Annotated in this window: 22 protein-coding genes and 1 tRNA gene; 4 read left to right on the forward strand and 19 right to left on the reverse strand. The window is 51.2% G+C overall.

All coding sequences use genetic code 11. The features are described from left to right. Positions 1 to 119: 119 nt before the first annotated feature. A complete protein-coding gene (locus K6V98_RS04760) occupies positions 120 to 1,400 on the reverse strand; it encodes an O-acetylhomoserine aminocarboxypropyltransferase/cysteine synthase family protein (protein WP_222199385.1) in 1,281 nt (426 codons plus the stop codon). 228 nt (positions 1,401 to 1,628) lie between these two features. Here K6V98_RS04760 and K6V98_RS04765 point away from each other — a divergent pair, with 228 nt between their 5' ends. Both K6V98_RS04765 and K6V98_RS04770 read left to right on the forward strand, forming a co-directional pair. Further along, on the forward strand, positions 1,629 to 2,747 hold the full coding sequence (locus tag K6V98_RS04765; RefSeq protein ID WP_222199386.1) for a DNA cytosine methyltransferase: 1,119 nt from the start codon (positions 1,629 to 1,631) through the stop codon (positions 2,745 to 2,747). Beyond that, the gene (locus K6V98_RS04770; protein WP_222199387.1) at positions 2,719 to 3,354 is read left to right on the forward strand and encodes an Eco29kI family restriction endonuclease; all 636 of its coding nucleotides are present in this window, start codon (positions 2,719 to 2,721) and stop codon (positions 3,352 to 3,354) included. The genes K6V98_RS04765 and K6V98_RS04770 overlap by 29 nt, the downstream gene beginning before the upstream one ends. 108 nt (positions 3,355 to 3,462) lie before the next feature. Here K6V98_RS04770 and K6V98_RS04775 read toward each other — a convergent pair whose 3' ends face one another. The 10 genes from K6V98_RS04775 to K6V98_RS04820 form a co-directional block, all read right to left on the reverse strand. Then, positions 3,463 to 4,170, reverse strand: a complete 708-nt coding sequence (locus K6V98_RS04775) for a D-lyxose/D-mannose family sugar isomerase (RefSeq protein ID WP_222199388.1) — start codon at positions 4,168 to 4,170, stop codon at positions 3,463 to 3,465. Positions 4,171 to 4,197: 27 nt separating this feature from the next. Beyond that, positions 4,198 to 5,262: an aldose 1-epimerase family protein gene (locus tag K6V98_RS04780; RefSeq protein ID WP_222199389.1), complete on the reverse strand. Its 1,065-nt coding sequence runs from the start codon at positions 5,260 to 5,262 to the stop codon at positions 4,198 to 4,200. Next, positions 5,262 to 6,782, reverse strand: a complete 1,521-nt coding sequence (gene xylB, locus K6V98_RS04785; protein WP_222199390.1) for a xylulokinase — start codon at positions 6,780 to 6,782, stop codon at positions 5,262 to 5,264. The genes K6V98_RS04780 and xylB overlap by 1 nt, the downstream gene beginning before the upstream one ends. Before the next feature lie 65 nt (positions 6,783 to 6,847). Further along, positions 6,848 to 7,945, reverse strand: coding sequence for a PTS fructose transporter subunit IIC (locus K6V98_RS04790; RefSeq protein ID WP_222199391.1), 1,098 nt, complete (start codon positions 7,943 to 7,945; stop codon positions 6,848 to 6,850). 49 nt (positions 7,946 to 7,994) lie between these two features. Beyond that, a complete protein-coding gene (locus K6V98_RS04795; protein WP_222199392.1) occupies positions 7,995 to 8,309 on the reverse strand; it encodes a PTS fructose transporter subunit IIB in 315 nt (104 codons plus the stop codon). A gap of 32 nt (positions 8,310 to 8,341) precedes the next feature. Then, positions 8,342 to 8,794 (reverse strand): PTS sugar transporter subunit IIA, encoded by a 453-nt coding sequence (locus K6V98_RS04800; RefSeq protein WP_222199393.1) that lies wholly within the window; start codon positions 8,792 to 8,794, stop codon positions 8,342 to 8,344. A gap of 17 nt (positions 8,795 to 8,811) precedes the next feature. Next, positions 8,812 to 9,678 (reverse strand): ketose-bisphosphate aldolase, encoded by an 867-nt coding sequence (locus tag K6V98_RS04805; RefSeq protein ID WP_222199394.1) that lies wholly within the window; start codon positions 9,676 to 9,678, stop codon positions 8,812 to 8,814. A gap of 239 nt (positions 9,679 to 9,917) precedes the next feature. After that, positions 9,918 to 10,787, reverse strand: coding sequence for a MurR/RpiR family transcriptional regulator (locus K6V98_RS04810; RefSeq protein WP_222199395.1), 870 nt, complete (start codon positions 10,785 to 10,787; stop codon positions 9,918 to 9,920). A 410-nt stretch (positions 10,788 to 11,197) separates the two neighbouring features. Continuing rightward, positions 11,198 to 12,397 carry an IS1634 family transposase gene (locus K6V98_RS04815; protein ID WP_222199396.1) on the reverse strand — a complete coding sequence of 400 codons (1,200 nt, stop codon included), beginning with the start codon at positions 12,395 to 12,397 and terminating at the stop codon, positions 11,198 to 11,200. Between the two features lie 18 nt (positions 12,398 to 12,415). Continuing rightward, positions 12,416 to 12,922, reverse strand: coding sequence for an IS1634 family transposase N-terminal domain-related protein (locus tag K6V98_RS04820; protein ID WP_222199397.1), 507 nt, complete (start codon positions 12,920 to 12,922; stop codon positions 12,416 to 12,418). Positions 12,923 to 13,157: 235 nt separating this feature from the next. Here K6V98_RS04820 and K6V98_RS04825 point away from each other — a divergent pair, with 235 nt between their 5' ends. Beyond that, the gene (locus tag K6V98_RS04825; protein WP_222199398.1) at positions 13,158 to 13,739 is read left to right on the forward strand and encodes a hypothetical protein; all 582 of its coding nucleotides are present in this window, start codon (positions 13,158 to 13,160) and stop codon (positions 13,737 to 13,739) included. 48 nt (positions 13,740 to 13,787) lie between these two features. Further along, complete coding sequence (locus K6V98_RS04830) at positions 13,788 to 14,681, forward strand: Rib/alpha-like domain-containing protein (RefSeq protein ID WP_222199399.1); 894 nt, start codon at positions 13,788 to 13,790, stop codon at positions 14,679 to 14,681. A 144-nt stretch (positions 14,682 to 14,825) separates the two neighbouring features. Here K6V98_RS04830 and K6V98_RS04835 read toward each other — a convergent pair whose 3' ends face one another. The 8 genes from K6V98_RS04835 to K6V98_RS04870 all read right to left on the reverse strand — a co-directional run bounded on the left by K6V98_RS04835 (position 14,826) and on the right by K6V98_RS04870 (position 22,748). Next, positions 14,826 to 15,482, reverse strand: a complete 657-nt coding sequence (locus K6V98_RS04835) for a hypothetical protein (protein ID WP_222199400.1) — start codon at positions 15,480 to 15,482, stop codon at positions 14,826 to 14,828. Positions 15,483 to 15,859: 377 nt separating this feature from the next. Next, a tRNA-Arg gene (locus K6V98_RS04840) sits at positions 15,860 to 15,935 on the reverse strand. Between the two features lie 54 nt (positions 15,936 to 15,989). Further along, on the reverse strand, positions 15,990 to 17,318 hold the full coding sequence (locus K6V98_RS04845) for a M18 family aminopeptidase (RefSeq protein WP_222199401.1): 1,329 nt from the start codon (positions 17,316 to 17,318) through the stop codon (positions 15,990 to 15,992). A gap of 24 nt (positions 17,319 to 17,342) precedes the next feature. Next, positions 17,343 to 18,605: a M20 family metallopeptidase gene (locus tag K6V98_RS04850; RefSeq protein WP_222199402.1), complete on the reverse strand. Its 1,263-nt coding sequence runs from the start codon at positions 18,603 to 18,605 to the stop codon at positions 17,343 to 17,345. 191 nt (positions 18,606 to 18,796) lie between these two features. Then, positions 18,797 to 19,870: an ABC transporter ATP-binding protein gene (locus K6V98_RS04855; RefSeq protein ID WP_306792766.1), complete on the reverse strand. Its 1,074-nt coding sequence runs from the start codon at positions 19,868 to 19,870 to the stop codon at positions 18,797 to 18,799. Then, on the reverse strand, positions 19,867 to 20,889 hold the full coding sequence (locus K6V98_RS04860) for an ABC transporter ATP-binding protein (protein ID WP_222199403.1): 1,023 nt from the start codon (positions 20,887 to 20,889) through the stop codon (positions 19,867 to 19,869). Before K6V98_RS04860 ends, K6V98_RS04855 begins: the two co-directional genes overlap by 4 nt. 9 nt (positions 20,890 to 20,898) lie before the next feature. Beyond that, a complete protein-coding gene (locus tag K6V98_RS04865; protein ID WP_222199404.1) occupies positions 20,899 to 21,789 on the reverse strand; it encodes an ABC transporter permease in 891 nt (296 codons plus the stop codon). Beyond that, positions 21,786 to 22,748: an ABC transporter permease gene (locus tag K6V98_RS04870; protein ID WP_222199405.1), complete on the reverse strand. Its 963-nt coding sequence runs from the start codon at positions 22,746 to 22,748 to the stop codon at positions 21,786 to 21,788. Before K6V98_RS04870 ends, K6V98_RS04865 begins: the two co-directional genes overlap by 4 nt. Positions 22,749 to 23,017: the final 269 nt, after the last annotated feature.

Here is a 23,017-nt window from a genome sequence, read left to right on the forward strand (position 1 = left end):
TCAGCTGCGGCGCACCGTCACGCGCGAACTGAGCAGAAGCTGCACGCCCTCAGCCCTACAACTGGGCAAGCCTGCACGCCATCAGCCATCCACAGCAGCAGCCCCTGGAGCCCACCGCCTTACAGCTGAGCGAGTGCCTGATCTACATCTGCAATCAGATCCTCGGTGCCCTCAATACCGCAAGAGAAACGCACAAGATCTGGAGATACACCAGCAGCAGCCAGCTCATCGTCGGTCATCTGACGATGCGTGGAGCTTGCAGGATGCAAGCAGCAGGTGCGAGCATCGGCCACGTGGGTAGCAATCTGCGCCAGCTTCAAGCCTCCCATGAAGCGCTCTGCAGCAGCACGACCGCCCTTTACGCCAAAGCTGACGACGCCGCATGAGCCACCAGGAAGGTATTTTTGAGCAAGGTCAAAGAAGGGATCGTTTTCCAGATTTGGATAGCGAACCCAACTTACCTGTGGGTGGCTTGCAAGATGCTCAGCTATGGCCTGACCGTTTTTACAATGCTGAGCCATACGAACATGCAAGCTCTCAAGACCTAAATTGAGCAAGAAAGCGTTTTGCGGGCTTTGAATACTTCCAAAGTCACGCATGAGCTGTGTTGTTGCCTTAGTAATAAATGCGCCAGCAAGACCAAAGCGCTCGGTATACGTCACGCCATGATAGGACTCATCAGGTGTGCAAAGCCCCGGGAACTTATCCGCATGAGCCGTCCAATCAAAGTGGCCAGCATCCACAATGGCACCGCCTACGCCTGCACCATGCCCATCCATATACTTCGTGGTTGAGTGCGTCACAATGTCTGCTCCCCACTCAATCGGGCGGCAATTCACTGGCGTGGGAAATGTATTGTCCACAATCAAAGGCACTCCATGATCGTGAGCAGCGCGTGCAAAGCGCTCAAGATCTAAAACCGCAAGTGACGGATTTGAGAGCGTCTCTCCAAAAACAGCCTTGGTGTTTGGACGAAATGCTGCTTCAAGCTCCTCATCCGTACAAGTGGGAGACACGAACGTAAACTCGATGCCCATACGCGCCATAGTGACAGCAAAGAGGTTGTACGTTCCTCCATAGATTGCCGAACTTGCTACGACATGATCGCCACAGCTTGCAAGATTAAAAACGGCATAAAAGTTTGCTGCCTGGCCAGAACTGGTGAGCATCGCGGCAGAGCCACCCTCAAGCTCACAAATCTTACCAGCAACATAGTCGTTCGTAGGATTTTGCAGGCGCGTATAAAAATACCCTGACGCCTCAAGATCAAAAAGCTTGCCCATGTGTTCGGAGGAATCGTATTTGAACGTTGTGCTCTGGATAATAGGAACCTGCCTAGGTTCACCATTTCCAGGATGGTAGCCACCTTGCACGCAGGTGGTATCGAGTGACTGGCTCATAGCTCTCCTCACATCCGGCTCGTACGATCTACTTCGGCGCTACTCATTTGAAGGTAGCACACGATGCGAGCCATCTTACTCGCTTGTGCAACTTCTCAGGTACCGTGCAGTAGCGGGTATTCAAATGGATACAGATCGGAAACCATCCGGGCATCCAGAGCGCAGGTAGTGAGAATCTCAAAGAACTGCCCTATGATGGTATCTGAGTATCGAGTTTGAAGGTGGACGATGCCCATGGATGGCAGCGGCAATCTCACTGCAGTAGAGCTGTTCGCAGGAGCAGGCGGGCTCCTTTTAGGCACCGCTCTTGCGGGCTTCAAGCATCTCGTCGCAGTAGAGCGTGAGCATAACTGCTGCAATACACTCCGCCTAAGCCAAGCAAAGGACTATCCACTACTTCATCCTGACCTGCAGATCATTGAGCAAGATGTTCAATCGATTGATTGGTCATCCATGCCTAAAAACATTGACTTGTTAGCCGGCGGACCCCCATGTCAACCTTTTTCGTTGGGTGGGCTATCTCGCGCTGAAACCGATAAGCGTGATATGTTTCCTGCATTTACCTCAGCTCTTGCAACGCTCAAACCGCGTGCTTTTATCTGCGAGAACGTAAAAGGCCTCACGCGCGAATCATTCCATCAGTACTACGAATACATCCTTTTGCGGCTACAGCATCCTTCATTGCTGCAGCACGATCATGAGACGTGGCAACAGCATGCGATTCGTCTCTCGCGAGCTCACACGAGCGCGAATCATGAAGGTCTTCGCTACGAGGTTATACCAACCGTAGTAAACGCAGCTGATTACGGCGTGCCGCAAAATCGTTATCGAGTGTTCATCGTTGGCTTTCGCTCTGATGTTGAAGCGGCCTGGGCTTTTCCTGAACGTACACATGGGCACAACTTAGAACCCTATGTAACACTTCGAACAGCAATAGAGAACGTTCCAGGTCTGAACAACGAGACGGGTGGCGGTACGCCTCGATCGTATCCCGGCCATACAGGATCTGAGCTTGACAAGCCGAGCAAGGCAATCAAAGCAGGCGTACACGGAGTGCCTGGCGGCGAAAACATGATTCGTTATCCCGATGGCTCACTGCGCTACCTAACGGTTCGTGAAGCTGCACGCGTACAAACGTTTCCTGATGGCTATGAATTTACTGGAGCATGGTCAGAAGGTATGCGCCAGATTGGCAACGCCGTTCCTGTTGAGCTTGCACGCATTGTTGCATCCTCAGTAGCTTGTGCCTTGCATGAAGACACAGCGCGCAAGCAACTCAACCAGCTCCTTACTTTTGAATCAGAAAAGCTGGTGCGAAATGAAGCCCCGCTCGTACAATCCGCTTGATTACACATCGCTTTCTGAGTCAATTGCCCATGAGCTTATGGGGTCTGACGTCATTCCGCTTGATCGGATTGATAAATTTTACGGCGATGGTGTTTATGCGCTGTTCTACTGTGGCGAGTTCCCAGCGTATGCCGAACTATCAGAGGCTAATCGTAAAAAACCTGGGTGCTTACCCATTTATATTGGCAAAGCTGCGCCAAGAACACTGACTGGCCACGACCCGCAAGTCAGCACAAAAGATACCCCTGATATGAGCACGCGCCTTTACGATCGAGTAGCTAGAGAGCATCGAAGGTCTATTGAGCAGGCAACCAATTTAGATATAGCTGATTTTTCCTGCCGTATGCTAATACTTAATCCCGTATGGGTTGCACTCACAGAGTCTGCTCTTATTTCTCGGTACATCCAGATTTGGAATTCAGTCGTACCCGGCTTTGGCAATCATCCTCCGGGAAAAGGCCGGGCAGCGGGAAAAATCTCACGATGGGACATCCTACATCCAGGTCGTGGGCGCGAAACAGATACAGAGGCCGGTATCTCGTATCCCGACCTCTGTGTAGAAGCTCAATCCGCTATCCATGAGCGCATCCGGCTGCTCAGAATCTAGCTCTCAATCTCTAACCTGAGTGACGCTTCTGAACTCTCAACAGGCCTGTAACCAAAATGCTTGCGCGGGCGTACAGCCCGGCTTGACACCCGCGCTATTGAACCCGAATTATTCTTCCGCCCGAGCATAGGGCACATATTGATCGTAATCAGCAAACATGAGATAGCGTGGTGGCTCATCTTCTTCCACGCTTGGAATACGATCACTCGCCTCTTTGAAGCGATTGTCCGTATGGTCATCATTGGTCATCGACACTTCAAAAAGCATGACATCGCCCGTACCCGGAACTCCCTGCCACTGATGGTATTGATAAGGCATCAGCGTAATACTCTGACCAGGCCGCAGAATGACGGATTCACCTGCCTTAACGCGCACTTGGCACCCATCCATACTCACTTCAACATTGCGATCGGTAATTTCTTCTGTCTCCTCATCAGCTTGCCAAAGTGTAATTTCAAGATCGCCGCCACCTCGGTTGATGATGTCTTCTATTTTGTGCCAGTGAAAATGAAAAGGCAGCACTTGTCCGTCACGTACGAAAAGTAGCTTTTCGCAATAGGGCTTCCGATAGCGCTCGGGATGATGATAGCTGCCGTTTCGGAAAACAAAGACCGTCAACCCTGTTTTTAGAAACTCGCCCGTTCCGAAGTCCGTTACATCCCAGCCAAGCATGGTATCTACAATTTCTCGCTCTTCCTCATCCGAGTCGCGCCACGCATCTGGCGAACGAAATGCAAATGGTGGCAATGGGAGCTTGAATTCTTCACATGCTTGAATGACATAATCGATGGCTGCATTAATCTCAGATCGCTTCATTGGTATCCCCTTCATACTTCCTGAGTGCTAAAACCCATGCTTTTGCTTATAGACAAGCAGCCCATCAGGCGTGCTCAAGATAGTTATTTCTACTTCAATATCTTTGAACTCTTGCGGCTCCAGTGTATGCACACGGCCTGCCTGCCTCTCAGCAGATCTACCGCCTACAAACGCGGTACCTGGCTCAATCCCAGCAACATAGTTGCCCTGGGCAAGAAACTTCCACTGAGTAAAACAGCTCAGCAGCTCCTTCTCATAAGAAAGAGCGAGACCCATACCGATTTTTTCATTTACCAAAGCCAGATTAACATGCCCCTCTTGGTCTTCTATATCGTGGTAATAGACCACATCTTGGTAGCCGGGAGTAGGGGCAAGATACTCGTTATGCGGTTCAGTTCGGGCGCTTGCAATCTCATCACGAGGGAAAACGGTCTTTGAATGTGCGAGTAGCCGCGCTCCCTCATCAAGAATTGGGTGCCCCAAATTCATGTGATAGAGCAACATCCATTCGCATGGCGACCAGCCTACATTTTGAACTCGGTCTCGAATCGTTATCGTGTTGGAATTTTCACGTGCTTGAATCGTACGCTGGAGCTGTAGATGGTATCCAAGCGCCTTAGCTTCCCGTATAACACCTGAAACCGAAAAGATTCGAGTTCCGCCTGCATCCCAATCTTCTACTACTGCTACTCGCTCAGCTGGAATATGTGAAATCCTCCCGTGTAGCGGCAGCATTTCGTCTTTATCAATTTCCGGAGACCCCATAGAAGCGAGTCCACCCGTAACGAGCAAGCCTCCGGCGAATGACCGGAGCCAGCCATCAGCAACGAGTTCACGATATTTTGGATGTACCTCACCTACATACGAGGCATAGCTAATTGGTATTCCCTGAAACTCAACACGACCAATATCCATACCACGGGACTCATTGACCTCAAATGAAAGGCCTGATCCGGTTTTTATCTGAGTAATCTTACATCCTGCTGCGCTACCTTCGCGCAAGGTATATCGACGCACGCCAGCGAGTACAGAAGGATCCCCAAAATACTGAGTTCGAGCAGCTGCATCATATGCACGACCAAAAAGCTCCATTACGACTGCCCCTCCCTAGATTTCCCATGTGAATGACCCGGAAGCTCACGAAAGAGTTGGGCTAAGGCAGGATAGATGTGACAATACGTTTCGTAGCGTTTCTGATAGGCGCGGGTGGCTTCACAATCAGGCTCAATCACTTCGATAGACTCCGGTACGAGCGCTTCGGATGCTGCCTCAACGCTAGGGAACAGGCCGCACCCAACCATCGCGAGTATGCATGCCCCAAAAGCAGGACCCTCTTCATGAGCATGGAGATATACTGGCCTGTTCAAAATCGAAGCAAGCATCTCACGCCAGATTGGATTTTTTGCTCCCCCGCCACAGAGCGTGACGCGCTGAATCTCAACTCCCATTGCAAGAGCTGCATCAACACACTGCCGGAGCGCAAAGGAAACGCCTTCCAAAACTGCCTGAGCCATATCGGCGCGCGTAGACTCCCCAGACATACCAATAAATGCAGCACGAGCAGCAGCATCATTAATAGGTGATCGCTCCCCCATTAAATATGGGAGGAAAAAGATGCGGTTACGGCCAAGATTTTTTGATTTGATACACGCAAGTTCTTGGTGAAACTCTGATCCTAAAATAGACTTGATCCACCATGAATTAGCGCTTGCCGCAGATAAGATACAGCCCATAACATGCCAACGCCCAGAAGCATCTGCAAATGAATGTAGACTATTGTTTGCATCACACATCATTTCAGACGTTGGCAAAAATACCGTTCCACTTGTTCCTAATGAAATATTGCAGTCTCCCGGTCGTACAATCCCCATGCCAATCGCAGCTGCGGCATTATCCCCTGCACCAGCAATGACTTGTACGGTTTCTGCAAGCCCAAGGTCTGCAGCAGCGGCCGGACACAAAGAACCTACTCGTTCCCAACTCTCATACACACGGGGAAGTTGCTTGACTGAAATACCAAGCACCTCAAGCATTGCGTCTGACCAGCATCGATTTGAAATATCAAAAAATAGCGTACCGCTCGCATCGGACACATCCGTTGCAAAGGCTTCGGTCATGCGATATGAAAGATAATCTTTGGGAAGCAATATTTTGGCAATGCGAGCAAAGTTCTCAGGTTCGTAATCGCGCATCCAGAGTAGTTTTGATGCTGTAAAGCCTGGAAACGATATATTTCCACATCGCTCAGTTAGCACATTGCGGCCAATTACCTCATTAAGCCACTCACTCTCTTGCTCACTCCGCCCATCATTCCAAAGAATCGCTGGACGAATAATACGATCATACTCATCTAGGAGTACAAGCCCGTGCATCTGCCCACCGAAGCTTATGCCGCATACTTCTGCTGCATTAAGATCAGCTCCTGAAACCGCTGTGCTCACTGCCTCTATCGCTGCGCGATACCAAAGATCCGGATCCTGTTCAGACCAACCGTCGTGCGGGTGCTCACATGTATATGCAACGCTAGCCTGAGCCTGTAGCCTTCCCATCTCGTCGCATATAAGCACCTTGGTTGCAGATGTTCCAACATCAATGCCAATATACAGACTCATAGTTCCTCCTCTCTATTGAAAGAAGAAAGGGGTACGAAACACCTTCCGTACCCCTCAAGTCATTCTTACAGCTCAGTGAACGTAAGCTCATCAAGGGCATCTGATGATGCGGACTCCTGAGGCTCTTCTGGTGCTAGGGTGTTTGGATTGCGCTTGAGGAATTGCAAGGCAAGGGCGAACACCAGCGAGCCAATAAGCATCGAAGCTACCCATTCAACTGGATGATTCATGCCCGGGATTGCAAGGAATCCACCAGAAGGAACACTTGATGCGACATCAAAGAAGCCGCAAAGCGCACCGGAGACTGCCGATCCCAACGCCGTACAAACGGTAATCCTGAGCAAGTCATTCAAGATGATTGGGAACGATCCTTCCGTGATCTGGAAGCATCCCATGACAAAAGCTGTTTTGAGGGCGTTGGTCTCTTGATCAGAGAAGAGGTTGCGGCGAAGTGCGCGTGAGATGAAATATCCCATCGTAAGACCAAGTGGCGCGATCATCGAAGCTTGGATAAGGTTGGCGATGGGGCCACCAATTCCTTCAGACTGCAAGCCAATAGCAAAAGTGAAGACTACCTTGTTAATGGGCCCACCATAATCTACTGCCGACAAAACTCCAACAAGTGCACCAAAGGCAACCTGTGCACCGGGATTTCCCTGCATGCTCCTCAAAAGGGAGGTAATTCCTTCAGTGAGCCAAAGAATGGGAACTCCAATTACATACTGCATGGCAAGGCCAATAATTAAGGCAACAAGCAGTGGAAGGATCAACTGAGGCAAAAGGCCACGCACCCAAGCAGGAACTTTTACAACCTTCAGGAGCCACTTGGTCAAAAAGCCTACGAGGAAGCCCGAGATCAATCCACCTAAAAAGCCATATCCATCTACCTTGCAGAGCAAGCCGAGTACAAAGCCAGGTGCAATACCCGCCTTATCAGCAATGGAATATGCGATGCCCGTTGAAATAACGATTGGAATAAATCCAAGAGCGGTTCCACCAAGCGTAGTAAGAAGGTCTGGAATAGGAGTCGCTGCACCTAAGCTGTCGACAAAACTGCCGCCCATAATATTGCCGATGACCATGAGCATACCGGAGGATGCTACATAAGGAATTAGGTAGGCGATGGCGGTCATCATATGCTTCTTTAGCTGAAGCTGTTTCATGGCTACACGCCCTTTCATCTGAGGTATCTGACTGGATTGATAGTTCGTACTAGTTCTTTGCCAGCAAGTTTTCTATCTTCTGGATCAATTCATCTGAGTTGTGAACCACAGTCTTAGTGGGAACTTCAATTACTTTCTTTCCCTTAAACCGATCCTTACCAGAAATGGAAACATCCACAGCAAGGATCACAACGTCTGCCTGATCAATCTCCTCCTGCGTAAGTGCGCTCTCCTGTCCAATCACCCCCTGCGTCTCTACATGAATGACATGCCCTCGCTTTTCTGCTGCCTGAGTAAGCTTTTCTTGCGCCAAATACGTATGAGCAATTCCAGCAACGCAAGCACAAACCCCAACAATGTTCATGTGGATACACCCCTCTCTTACTCTCGAGCTCGTTACACCAACGCTGAAATAATCTCTTGCGGATTCTCAGCGCAGCTCAGCTCCTTAACTGCCTCATCGTGTGCCAGCCTTCTAGCCGTTTGTGCCAAAAGTCTCAGGTGTTCTTCAGCACCTTCAACACTGGCGGGAACACAAAACATGATCACGATGTCAACGTCTGCATCTCCCTCGTGCGACTCCCAAATCACAGGATGAAGGAGCTTAAAAACTGCCATCGTCGCTTCGACAACTTGCGGACTCTTGCCGTGAGGAATTGCGATGCCTTGCCCAATAGCAGTTGGGCCAAGCTTTTCTCGTTCGATTACGTCGTTTAAAAAAGCTTCTGCATCTGGAATAAGGCCATTACCCGCAAGCACCTCACACATTTGTCGCAATGCGTCAGCTTTGTTTGCAGCACTCACATTGAGCCGTATATTTTCTGGACGAAGAATATCCTTGAGCTCCACTTCCTCCCCCTCACCGGTTAGCAGGTGTAAAAGTGGGCTTTATCGTTCGCCCCAAACAGATGAATCTTATGAGCAGCAGTCTTTTTGAGCGCCTCCACACACGAAGGGAAGATATCCAGCGGCTCGCGAACCTGGGGATTTTCCAACACAATGCGGGCTTGCTGCATGAAAGACGCCTTGATGTCAGAAGAGATATTGATCTTGTTGATTCCGCGCTTTACTGCCTCAGCAATCTCGCTATCAGGATTGCCAGAACCACCATGCAGCACAAGTGGAATATCTACCGCTGCCTTAATTTCTGAAAGCAGTTCTTGCTCGAGATGCGGCTGGAAATCACTTGGGTACAGGCCATGCGCTGTTCCGATAGCAACCGCTAAGCAATCGACCTTAGTTTCTTGTACAAAAGCGATGGCGTCTTCCACCTTGGTGAAGATGATTTCATCGCAATTACCTTCTGGATTATTATCCGCAGTTCCGATGGTTCCAAGCTCTGCCTCAACAGAAATTCCAAGAGGGTGCGCTATTGCCACAACTTCTTTTGTAATCGCTACATTCTCATCAAAACTCTTTGAAGATGCATCGATCATGACGGAAGTAAAGCCATCTCGTACAGCTCGATACACCTGCTCAAGTGAGCCACCATGATCAAGATGGATAGCGACCGGCACGCTCGCTTGGTGCGCCAGATCTTTTGCCATCTCTACAAAACTGTCGCCAACCCACTCCAGCTCATTGGGATGAATGGCAAGAATAACTGGGGCGCTCTCCTCTTCGCAGCACTCTATAACAGCTTTGAGCATAGAGTCTTGAGAAACATTGAATGCAGGTATTGCAAAGTTCCTCTCATGAGCAACCTGTAAGAGGTCTGCCATATTCCGCAACATGAGTGTGATCCTTTCTTCGAGCCTCTTAGATATGGAATGAAATTACTTATAAATTGAGATTGACTTAACTTTTGTAATTTCATTTCACCTAGATACTACGATTTTTAGATCCCGTATTGGTAATTGGGGAAATTTAAACCGTAAGCGGTATGTTTTGACGCGCGAACGGCATCTCTTCAACTTATATTCAAGCTGTCTTATATGAAGTTTTAAGCAGAGCGAAGCTTGATGAAAGTTTATTACAGCTTAAATTCTGAGAGGAGCAAGTCCAGCTCATCGGCACTCAGCTCATCCCCCCGTGACCTCATCATGAGATCAATGCGCAAGACTAACGCATCAATTAAGAAGAACTCGCCAAGATGCGACTCCACGCGCGGCGCGATCGGCTGAAAAACGCGAGCAGGGTTAGCAGAGGAGATTACAACTTTGGATTGGCGCGTAAGAGGCGATACCTTATCCCCTGTAATCGCGATGATCTCAACCTGTTTCTCATGCGCAAGCTCTACAAGCCGCAATAAGCCCGTAGATGCACCCGATCGAGAAATTGCAATCAACACATCTCCCGGCTCAGCATTGGAAAGATGTCGAATTTTCGTTTCAATCCTACTGCCAGTAAACGCACGAACGCCGAGCGTATTCAGTCTGAACTCAAGGTCATCTGCCAGTGGAGCTGAGTTACCAATAGCGGCAACATAAACTGTCGGAGCTTCCAAAATAAGCTCAGCTGCTTGATCAATACAGGCGACATTTTTTGGATTACACAAGAGCTTGAGATAAAGAAGGCTTTGCGTAAAAGAATACGTTACCGGATCTCGTGGAGTGCCTCCGTCAATATCTTCCGCCTGCTGTCTGAGGTCGCTCATCAACATAATGCGCATCTGATAGTAACCAGAATACCCTGCATGCTGACTCATACGAACAACAGTTGCATCGCTTACCTGGCAAAGCTCAGCAAGCTGAGAAACATTCAGCTCAGCAATGGCAGAGGGGTTTTCTAACACCTTGCGGGCAACCTTTTGCTCAGCGCGTGAAAAGTGATCAAAACCACTTGCCAGCGTATCAACCACCGAGCGCATGGCTTCCTCAGGAGGGCTCTGCGGAACCGCCATGCAAACCCCCTTTCGTCGATACTGCTTCCTTATCTGTGCATTATAGGCAATAAGACGAGCATGCTGAGTCAGCCGGCCTATACACGGCTGCTACTCCTCGGTAAGGGGGAAACACTGCTCCTGATCACGCATATAAAAAAGCCTTAATCTACCTCGATTGCTTTAAGCGCACGAGCGTAACCGTTTACAGCTAAATGATGTGCGCATCAATAAACTGCCGTGCCGCACAAAACTATATGCACAGGTGTTACTCTTAAAGTATCTATCAGCCTGCGGGAATCTATCCTCCCAACCGCTATCTGTACCCACCTGTACAAGAAAGGAAGACCGGGTCACTATGAAGCCTGACTTCCGTAGCAAATTTTAGGAAACAATACCACTGAGCTGCGAATACGAGCGATTTTTCCTGATCATTTCTTGTGTGGTAGTTTGGCCTTTGCTGCTTTTGCCATAATTGCTTTGGCATCTTTTGTACGTAGGTTTTTAAGCTTGAGCTCTTCGAGACCAACAGTTTCTACCAGCTTGTCTGAGTCATCACTTCGGTGCGTACATACCCACCAGTTTGCGTCAATGTTCACGCAGTTCATCTGTGCGATTTCTTCTCGTATGCGCGCACACGTGAGCCCACTTGCCCATTGTAAGAGTCGCAAGATCACCAGCGCTATATAGCAGGTGAGAAAGTGTGCCTCAATATGTGCTGGTGTCCAGACGTATACCGGGCGAGCCACAAGCTCTGACTTGGTGATCTTGAATGACTCTTCAATTCTCCAAAGCTCTCGGTAGGTATCAATGATTTGCTCAGCTGACCAGGAGGTCTCACTGGTGACAATCAAATAGTAGCCATCTAAGGCTTCTGCTTGAGCGATGGCTTTTGTATCGAGAGCAAGTGCGCGAGCATCTGCGATCTCTCCGGTTGCTGTATCGAAGTGCAAGCCTCGTACGTATTTGGCAGCACCAAAGCTCGTGGCGCGTGTATAAGCACCAGGGTTTGCAATTAAAGCCTTTGCCTTTTCAATCACTCGTGCTCGCTCACGCCTGGCACGCTCAGCGTACTTCCGTGACCAAAACGCGACATACTTCACCTCAACCACGACGTCTTTTGCTGTGTTGTCTGCTGTATCTTGGGCTTTGAGATGTATGGTCTTTACTCCTTGTTTGGACTTCATCTTAAAGTCGCTCCGAGCCGTATAGCCCGCCTCATCTAAGACCCATGCTTTGAGCTCGTTGTCTGACTTGGTTGCACGAAGTGACTGGGAAAAGACAAAGCCATCTTTTGTAGCGAGGGTAGCTGCGATATTTTCCGAACAGTTAAGTCCTTTGTCAGCAACTGTCACCACACGCTCAAGACCGTAGTCACACTTCAGATCTTGTAAGGTCGGTATCATCGTTTTGCTATCAGATGTATTGCCGGGAAATATGCGGTACGCAATCGGTATGCCACGCCCATCTTGCAAAAGCCCCATCTGCACGATCGGGCTTTTTCGGTGCTCTTTAGAAACACCGCGACGTCTCAGACTGTCTTCCGTATCTATCTCAAAGTAGTAGTTGGTCACGTCGTAGTACACCGACGACAGATCACGCGTACACCCTTTTGCAATTGAGCGGTTCATAGAAGACACCACGCTATCTCAGGCAAGAGCCAGACCATCAAGTGCGCGATAGACATCATCATCTGAAAAGGGACTGCGAAAGAAATAGCGCTCGCGATGATTCCAAGCAGAAAGCTTCGATCCAGGATCAACTAAGCGCTCTAAGACCAGAAGCCTACATACGGCATCTAAGCTATACGCTGTACTCGATGTTCGAGCAGCACGCTTCAAGGTAGTTCCAATACCTAAAGCAGAGTAGTAGGCAAACGCTACAGCACTGCCGATGTTTTTAACCGAAGGTGTTCGTTTATCGAGGCGCTGCATCGGATGGATATCGATCGTGACTGGTCGCTCAGCGCTTTGTTTGGCCCGAGTCATCTCGCGCGCTACAGCCTTTCCCCACGCAATAGGATCAGCATGTTCTAAAACAAGCTCATCAAGATAGCCAAGAGAGCGAACCGTGCGCTGTCTTGTGCGAGCTCCTTCACGAAAGCTCTCATAGATAGCGAGCTTAACCCGTCCGTTTGCTTGCGGAATCTGCTTCAAAAATATCCAGGCTCCTTCCACCCTTATTCCCATAAGCATACAACATACCACGCAATACCACACAAGAAAAAAGCCCTAAACGGGCAGGTCACGGCATATCTTTTCAAAGAGATCTAGATAAAGTTGCTGCGGAAAAGTGGAGGTGTTACTCTTAGAGCATCTATCAGCCTGAGGAAATCTATCCTCCCAACCGCTATCTATACCCACCTGTACAAGAAAGGAAAACCGGGTCACTATGAAGCACTACTTGCCTCCTTCTCAGCACGTCAAAATGATGTGCGCATCGGCACTCACCGCAGTGTTGTTCTTTATCTTTACGGTACCGGCATTTGCCGCAATCTCGTACCCCTTCGAGATTCAATTCTTGCCCCCTGCATCCTCGACTGAGACCAAGCCGGATCTGGACATTACCAACGCTGGCCCCAATGCAGAGAAATGGCCTGGAAACAAGGGAGAATTTAATGCAAAACTCGTCCTCAACAGCGAGGACGATATTGATAAGATCTCGGTTCCCACGCCACTTTGGGAGTACGAGCGAGGCTATAAGGAGTCCACGCTTGGTGCCTACTTTGAAGCGCAAACGCTCAACAAGAAGTTTACTACGAGCGACGAGCTCAAGCAGCTGATCCGCGATCACATGAACGATGGAAAGCTGAAGTCCAGCCTGTGGCTTCAGGTTGTCTACATTCCTCGTGTTGCATTCTATCAGCAAGATCTGCAGGATGACGGCACGCTTGCTGTAAACCCAACTCCCGCTCTGGTTAAAGAGCACCTCTTTGGGCACGAGCTTACGGGTGCTTTACCTGAGGGCAAGTAGTTTGAGGGCTATGTATTTAAAGGATGGTTTGACCGGGGCTATCGCTCCTTGCCATTCGGTCCAGAAAAATGCAAGTTCAGGAACTTCGTTCGCTACATTGCTTCTTACAACCCGCTCGTTAGCTTTGATGTAAACGGCGGTGTCTTAGCAAAGCCAGAAGATGCTCAGCAAGAGATTGAACCCAATTCACCGTACGCTAAGCGTCCCGCAGACCCCACGCGTGAAGGCTATACATTTGTGTACTGGCAAGACCTTGCAACCGGCAAAAAGTTTGATTTCACGACTGCCGTCAAAAAGCCCTATAAGCTCCAGGCCGTATGGCGCTTAATTCCAACTGGCCAGCCGGTAACGGTTGAGCAGGGAAGCCCGGCACCTGATGCAAAGACCGGTATTGCAAACGCCAATGACCTGCCAGATGGCACCACCTTTGCGTGGGAGCACACACCTTCTACCGACACGATCGGTACCACCGATCAGGTAATTGTTGTCACACAGCCCAATAGCCCCGCTGAGCGCGTCACCGTAAAGCTTGAGGTCACCAAAAAGCATGTGACTCCAACTGGCCAGCCGGTAACGGTTGAGCAGGGAAGCCCGGCACCTGATGCAAAGACCGGTATTGCAAACGCCAATGACCTGCCAGATGGCACCACCTTTGCGTGGGAGCACACACCTTCTACCGACACGATCGGTACCACCGATCAGGTAATTGTTGTCACACAGCCTGATGGCACGATTGATCGCATCGTGATCAAGCTTGAGATCAAGAAGAAGGACTCTGAGAAGAAGACTCCTAAGACCAAGAAGACCAAATCCATCAAGAAGGACAAGGGTACGAGCCTCCCGCAAACCTCCGATGCGTCCAGCATCGCTGCTCTGCTCGCATCTGCGAGCGCAGCAAGCATGTTCGTAGCCGGTTCTGTGCTTCGCAAAAAGCGCGCATAAGTAGATCGCCGCTCGGCACGCGGGCTCGCCCGCCCGACATAGCACCGTAAACAAGACCGGAAGGCTCAGTCTTCCGGTCTTGTTGTATCTCTCTACGTCTACAGCCTCTCCCAGATGCTCTTGCCCGAACACTCCTGAGTCGTCCTATAGCAAGCCCAGCGCGGTGCGCACAAAGCCTTCCAAGCGCGAGATCAGCTGAGTCATTCTCATCATTACGTCATCTGGTGTCGCCCCACTTGCAATGATTGTCACGGCATAGGATGCTAAAAATACAACTGCAAGCAGAATGGGCAACAGTAACGCCATAATAACCCAGCGCGCAATCAGGGCAAGGCGCGTATGCATGGCTCGCTTACGTGCATAAGCCATTTCTTGTCGATATTCTTCATACAAGGGCAAGCGCTCATGTGAGCTGAAGCCTCGTTGCTCCCGTCGCACGTTCATCGAATTGCGCCCGAACCCCGGCTGACTCCGTAACGCTCCGTGCTCACGCTGCTCATAACCCGCCGAGGGATACTGAAATCCGCTCCTGGCTTGAGAAGACTTTGCCTGCGCGTCATGGAGCTCAACGCTCTGGCGCCATGGGAGTCTCAGTCCCATCAGCGCACCCAGTATTGAGCCCTCTGAGGTTGAGCGATCTACGTTCAACCTTCTTTTTTGCTGCGCAGATGCATCAGTTTTGAGCGCAGGTACAGGATCTTTAAAGATCCTCATTGCCAAAGCCTCAGCTCCGCCTGAAGACGATCCGGCTCGTGCAGCCCGAGCCGCTATCTGCTCTGGAGTTTCTAGGAACAAATTCATAGCACGCTCCTCAATGAGGCGCGTGCAAAGGGGGTTATGCCATCATGAGCTGAGGCGCTTATAAGGTCAAGGGCTGTAAGCGCAGCCGTGCTACAAAAAGCATGAACCCGAATGCTTCCGAGACATCCGGGTTCAGTGTGCTCCGGATTCACTCCGGCTCACGGAGAGTCGAGCTGCAGGTCGAACCTCCTCTATGCGATCATTGTCTCCAAATTCTCACTTGTATGCACCACAACAGACCATTCAAGCCCTATCAGCAGAAGACCAACATATATCTTGATTTCCATACCAGTTTGCAGTCCCAGCACAACCACGCTAGGTTAGAACATGCAAGCAAAACGGGTCAGAGCGATATGTCTCTGACCCGACAGATTGCCTGGTGCCCCCGGGCCGATTCGAACGGCCGACACCCACTTTAGGAGAGTGGTGCTCTATCCCCTGAGCTACGGAGGCGCACAGCTACACAGTGTAGCAAAAGCCCGACCCACATCGAGCCCGAATCGCCACCTAGCCTATGCTTACAGCATCAGCTCCATCAATTGCAAGATCTGCTTCAAAGAAGGCAGTGAGTGCATCGATCATATATGCCGCGTCGCGCACGCCAGCCGTCTCATAAGAAGCATGCATGGCCAGCTGCGGACAGCCAATATCAACGGCATGCACACTCACCTGCATGTTCGAAAGATTGCCAAGCGTTGATCCACCAACGCTATCGCTTCGGTTCGCAAAGCTCTGCCATGGCACACCAGCACGCTCACACAGAGCCACAAAGACCGCGCGGCTAAAGGCATCCGTGCAATACCGCTGACCAGCCTCTTCCTTAATGACCACGCCCCCATTGAGATAGCAGCGATTAATCTCGTCGTAGCGCTCGGGGCGATTCGGATGCAGGGCATGAGCATTATCGCAGCTCACCAACATAGAGCGGGCAATAGCACAGAGATGCTCCTCGGCCGTTAAACCAAGAGCAGTCGAGACTCTACTCAAAACATCTGCCAAAAAGGTAGACATGGCACCCTGCTTAGTATTTGAACCAACTTCTTCGTTGTCAAAACAGCAATACACGCTTACACAGTGCTCATTTTCTGCCTGCATGAATGCCTCAAGCGATGCAAACGCGCACATCAGATCATCGAGCTTGGGTGCCGACACAAACTCCTGCTGAACTCCCCAAATGCGGCCAGATTGGCGGTTCACCAAAAAGAGATCGCGGGCAAGCACCTGGCTTGGATCGACCCCAGCCTCTTGGGCAATATACGCCTCAAAATCGCCAGCTTTAAGCTTACCTACCGAAATGAGTGGTACCAGATCGACTGCTCGGTTGGGAGAGAACTCGCTATTGACGCTGCGGTCCAGATGAATAGCCAAGCTCGGAATAATTGCCAGATCACGGTCAGGAGCGATCAGGCGGCTCACAATTGAGTCTCCCTCACGCACGAGTACCCGACCCGCTACCGAAAGCGGCCGATCAAACCACGTGTAGTCAATCATGCCGCCATAGGCCTCAACGTCGAGGCGCAATGCCTTGCCAGGGCCTTCAAGCTCACCGGTCGATTTAATTTTGAACGTAGGCGAATCGCCATGAGCGGCGGTGAGCTGAAAATGCATTCCGCCCTCATGATTAAGGGCTTGCTTGCCAACTCGTATCGCAATAACGCTCGAGTTGTTCCGCGTGATCACATAGCGCCCACCAGCGGCAATGTTCCACGAATCGCCTTCAGAAAGGTGCTCAAAGCCCGCCGCCTCAAGGCGTGTGCGAATCGTAGCCGTTGTATGAAACATGCTCGGACATGCCTCAATAAACTCAATCAGCTTGGTAGAAACACCGTGAGCCATGGCTGGCTTCCTTTCTCGTATGCGCTACTCCACGCCCAAGAGATCACACAGGGTGAGCATGTAGATCTCTGCAGCCCGGACTACATCTTCCACATCTACATCCTCATTGTAGCCATGAATCCCCGCATTGTTTGCAGGCCCAAACTGAATCGTCGGACAGCCGAGCTTCCGATAATGGGCAGCATCGCTTGAAGCCCATTGGTATGCAGGCAAGCACTCCTCGCCCCAAACTGCTTCAATATTGCGCTTCAAACTCACCACAAGCGGACTGGCATCATCCGTAGCATTGCCCTCAGCAATCCACTCATACCTAGCCTCAACGCCTTCCGCCCCAGCTTGGGCGAGCATATCATCAACCGCTGCTACAACCTCTTCACGCACCGTACCGTACGGAAGGCGAACGTCAATCTTTGCGGTGGCCAAATCGGGCACCTGGTTGATCTTGCCGCCACCTTCAATAACACCGACATTTGCCGAGAGATGATCGATCACATCTCCCACGCCCGGTGCCTGAATCGTGCGCTTGGCAATAATCTTTGAGTTTGCAACAGCTTGCGCCTGCTCAGGGTCAAAATGCCCCGCTACTTCAGTCAGACGATCCACATGCAACAGGACACGAGCAAGTTTGAGAATAGCGTTTTCTCCCTTGTATTTCCCGGTAGAGCCGTGCCCGGGCACACCATGAGCGGTCAGTGTGAGATGCAAGATGCCCTTTTGTCCGATCTCAATCGTGTCATGCCCGGTTGGCTCGCCCACCATAACGGCATCCGCGCCTTCAGCAAAGCCGTTCTCACAGAGCCACTTCGTACCGGTGCCCGCAATCTCTTCATCGCAGGCCATATGCAAGCGAATATCTCCAGCGAGTACCGCGCCACTCCGCTTAAGAATCGCCATAGAAAAAAGCAGCACAGCCAGGCCACACTTCATGTCTGAGGCTCCACGCCCACAGATCTTGCCGTCAACCACCTCACCAAGAAATGGATCAAAGCGCCACCCAGAAGCTTGGCCGACAGGCACCACATCCACATGCCCGTTCAGCACGACCCGAAAACCCTCATCCGATCCAATGCGCGCGGTTACGATTGGATACGCCTCTCCAGCGTCTCCAATATGCTCCTGCGACTCAATGCCTTGAGATGCGAGGTATGCGCGCACAAAGTCAATTGCGGGGCGTTGAGAATCGATTGGGCTTTGATTTTTAATCTTGATGAGATCGCAGCAGAGGGCAATCAGCTCATCTTTTGCTTTTAACACTTCACGATGTAAATCAGCCTTTGTTAGTTCCACCTTCTACCTCCCATAACAAGCTGCATACCTTGCAACAACCTGCATGCCTAGGCTCCACGCGCCGAGCGAATCTACGCCGCAGCCTCATCATCATGCAGGCAGCACACCTGAGTCACATGCGTTGAGCGAATCTAAGCTGCTGCCTCATCATCCTGCAAGAAACACGTCTCAGCTCCACAACTCGAACAACCCTATGCCGCCGCTTCATCACCGTGCAAGAAACATGCCACCCGATGCTCAGGCTCAGCCTCCCGAAGCGCCGGGCACTCCTTCCGACAGCGCTCCATCACAAATGGACAGCGCCCCGCCAAGGGACACCCCACCTGTTCGCCTATCGGGCTTGCAATCTCTCCCGTGAGCTTAATCTCTGCCGCCACTTCAAAAGGACTCTCAGGCGGTACGGCCGAAAGCAAGGCCTGGGTATAGGGATGCAGCGGGTTTTCGTACACCCGATGCGCCGGACAGATCTCTACCACCCGACCAAGGTACATAATGGCAATCCGGTCTGAGATATGCCGAATCACCGAGAGATCGTGGCTAATAAAGAGGTAGGTCAGACCACGATCACGCTGCAAGCGGCGGAAGAGATTGAGCACCTGTGCCTGAATAGACACGTCCAACGCGCTCACCGGCTCATCGCACACAATGATTTTAGGATCGAGCACCAGAGCACGTGCAATATTGATTCGCTGGCGCTGACCACCAGAAAACTCATGCGGATAGCGCTCAAGATGCTGAATATCGAGGCCAACCTCGCGCATGATGTCTAAAACGATCTGCTCTCTTGCCTCGCGACTTGCCTCTGTTCCATGAATGAGCAGCGGCTCCTCTATGGCGCGGGCTGCCGTAAATCGAGGGTCGAGCGAAGAAAATGAATCCTGAAACACCATCTGGATATTGCGCCGCATAGCCTTGAGATCAGAGCCCGTAAGGCCATTAATTTCTCGTCCGCGATAGAGAATCTCGCCGCTCGTAGCCCGGTGAAGCTGCACCACGCAGCGCCCAAGCGTAGACTTGCCGCAACCCGACTCTCCAATAAGGCCGAGCGTTTCTCCCTCGTACACATCAAGCGATACGTCTGTGAGCGCATGAAGGGTACGCTGAGCTCCAAACAATCCAACCTTGCGAAGAGAAAAATCTCGGCAAAGGTTCCGAATAGAGAGGATCGGCTCAGACGAACCCGCAGGCGCGGCTGCACTCTCGTCTTGCCCAAGCTGGGCTGACACACCCGATCCCTGATTCATAGCTGCATGGCGCTCACTCATTGGTGCCCCTCCCGCGTAAGTACTGATCCAGCACCTTGACGATGACAAGCAGCCAAATGACCGGGAGCAACTTCGATCAGCTCCGGTATCTCGTGCTTGCACCGATCAATGGCATACGGGCATCGATTGTAGAAATTACAGCAGGTACCCGTAAGGCGCAGATCGGGCGGGGCTCCCGGGATAGCCTTCAAGTCTTCTTGTGCCTCGCCGCTCAAGCTCGGCATTGAATCTAACAAGCCCCAGGTATACGGGTGTAACGGCGTTGCATACAAAGCGGATACCGATGCATACTCCACCGTGCGACCTGCATACATCACCATAACGTCGCTCGCCATCTTCCACACAATGCCGAGGTTATGCGTGATGAGCAAAATCGCTGTTCCAAAACTTGATTGCAAGTCTTTTAGCAGATCGAGCACCTGCGACTGCACCGTCACATCAAGCGCCGTTGTGGGCTCATCGGCAATAATGAACTTAGGATGGCACGACATAGCCATAGCAATGATCACGCGCTGGCACATCCCGCCAGAGAGCTCATATGGATAGGCATCCATCCGCCGGTGAGGCTCAGGGATGCCCACGCGGGTAAGCATTTCAATCGCACGCTCACGCGCCTCACCACGGCTCACCTGCTCGTGCGTCATGATCTGCTCAATCATCTGAGATCCAATGGTAAAAACCGGATCAAGCGAGGTCATAGGATCCTGATAGATCATGCCAATATCGCGCCCACGAATTGCGAGCAGCTCGCGCAGGTCAATCTCTCGCATATCCGTCTTGTCGAACGAGATAGATCCGTCCACAATCGAGCCATTTTTTGGCAACAGTCTGATGACCGAGGAGGCAGTCACGCTTTTGCCTGAGCCTGACTCTCCCACGATCGCTAAGGTCTTACCGGCATCCAGCGTAAAGCTGACGCCATCAACCGCGCGCGCAACACCTGCAGAGGTATCAAAGTGTACCTTCAGATTGTGCACGGACAGCAGCGGTGCGGCAGTTGATTCCATAGCTTGCTTCACTACACCCACCTACCGCTTCTGTTTTGGATCGAATACGTCACGAATACCGTCTCCCAAAAGATTGCAGCCGAGCACGGTTACTAAAATCACCAAGCCAGAAACCGTTGCTATATGCGGAGAGGTTCTGAGACTCGTACGACCGCCTGCCAAAATATTGCCCCAGGACGCCGTTGGTGGCTGGATACCCATGCCCAAAAAGGAAAGTGCCGCCTCAGAAATAATTGCTCCAGCCACATTTAAGGTGAAGTACACAATGATGGGAGAGATGGCGTTTGGAAGGATATGAGCAAACAAGATACGGGCAGGAGAAGCACCTAACACCCGCTCAGCACTGCAATACTCTTCGTTTTTTACAATCCGCACTTGGCCGCGCACAACACGAGCAAAGTAGGGCACATTCGCCACACCAATTGCAATGATTACGTTCACCGTGCCCTGGCCTAAGATGGTCATTAAAATCAGAGCGAGCAAGATGAAGGGAAATGCCATCATGCCATCCATCACTCGCATGATGAGCGTATCGAGGATGCCGCCAAAAAAGCCTGCAGCAAGTCCTAAGAGCACACCGACCACGGCGCCTAAGACCGTGCCGCCAACAGCCACAAAGATAGAAATCCGTGCCCCAAAGATAATGCGCGATAAGAGATCACGGCCATAGGCATCGGTTCCTAAGGGGTGTCCTACCGTGCCTGGAGCTAAAAATGTCTTGCTCATATCAACTTGATTCGGATCTGCCGGAGCAAGGAGCGGAGCCAAAAGAGCCATCGCAACCATACTGGCAACAATCGCCAACCCAACAACCGCCATCTTATTGCGCCGCAGCTTTGCCCATGGGCTATTTGCCCGACGCTCAGCTCGGATCATCTCAAGCTGTGCTGTGTGGTCATGTTTGCTCATCATTTGCCCTCACCCCCTTCTTCTAAGCCAACACGTGGGTTGATCAGGGCATATACAATGTCTACAACCAAATTGACCCCTACAAACACAACGGCAGAGAACAACACAATGCCCTGGATTAAGGAGTAATCTCTGGCATTAACAGCATTGACGATAAGTGTGCCAAGCCCTGGCCACGAAAAGATGGTTTCGGTCAGGATCGCGCCCGTAAACGCCGCAGCAAGCTGCAGGCCAAACACAGTCACAATAGGCGGCAGAGCATTTTTGAGCGCATGCTTCCAAATCACTGCAGACTCTTTAATGCCCCGCGAACGCAAGGACTTAATATAGTCTGCGCCTATAGTATCTAACATGCTTGAACGTGATATCCGAGCAAAGGTAGACATGGGAATCGTTGCCAAGCAAAGCACGGGGAGCACCATGTGGCTCACTACGTCGAGCACGCCATTTGAAAACGAACCCATGCCCATGGCAGGAAGCCAGCCGAGCCCTACACTAAACGTCAGTACGAGCATAAGGCCGAGCCAGAAAATTGGCATTGATACGCCCACGAGCGCAAGCACCATAAAAAGGTAATCAAACCAGGTGTTTTGCCGAAGCGCTGTTTCGACCCCAAGCGGGATACCAACAATCGCCGCAAGCAAAAGAGCCGTCAGCGTGATCATGAGCGTTGCAGGTAAGCGCTGTAAGATGAGCGGCATAACTGGCTGATTATACGAGGTGGACCAACCAAAATTTCCTTGTAAGACCCCCGCAAAATACTGCATATACTGCACGGGAATTGGCTGGTCGATTCCTAGCCGGACTCGAAGCGCCGCAATCGCATCAGGAGGTGCCTGGGGACCGAGCATCTGAGCTGCCGGATCCCCGGGAATCATGCGCGTCAAGATAAACGTAGTGCTAATGGCAACAAACAGAACCGGTATGGCCTGGAGCACGCGCCTCAAAATTGTTCTTGCCACGTCATCGAATCCCTTCATATCTTGGCTGAGAGCGTGCCGAGGTTTTGCAAGCTGCCTGCCGCCTTACGTTTCATGAACAACCACCCATGAACTGCTTAAACGCTGGCTCAAGCGAGTAACCTCAGCCTCTTGACGCTTGGACGACCCGAACAACGCAGTTCATAGCAGGAGCACCTGCCCGCCAGCAAAAGCCCAAACGCATCTACCGCGTGGCCACGCATACAAACAGGAAGGGGCGCGTATGTGTCAGCATCAGCCGCGCCCCGCCT

Origin of the sequence: Collinsella ureilytica (assembly GCF_019795105.1) — a bacterium.
Classification (GTDB): Bacteria; Actinomycetota; Coriobacteriia; order Coriobacteriales; family Coriobacteriaceae; genus Collinsella; species Collinsella ureilytica.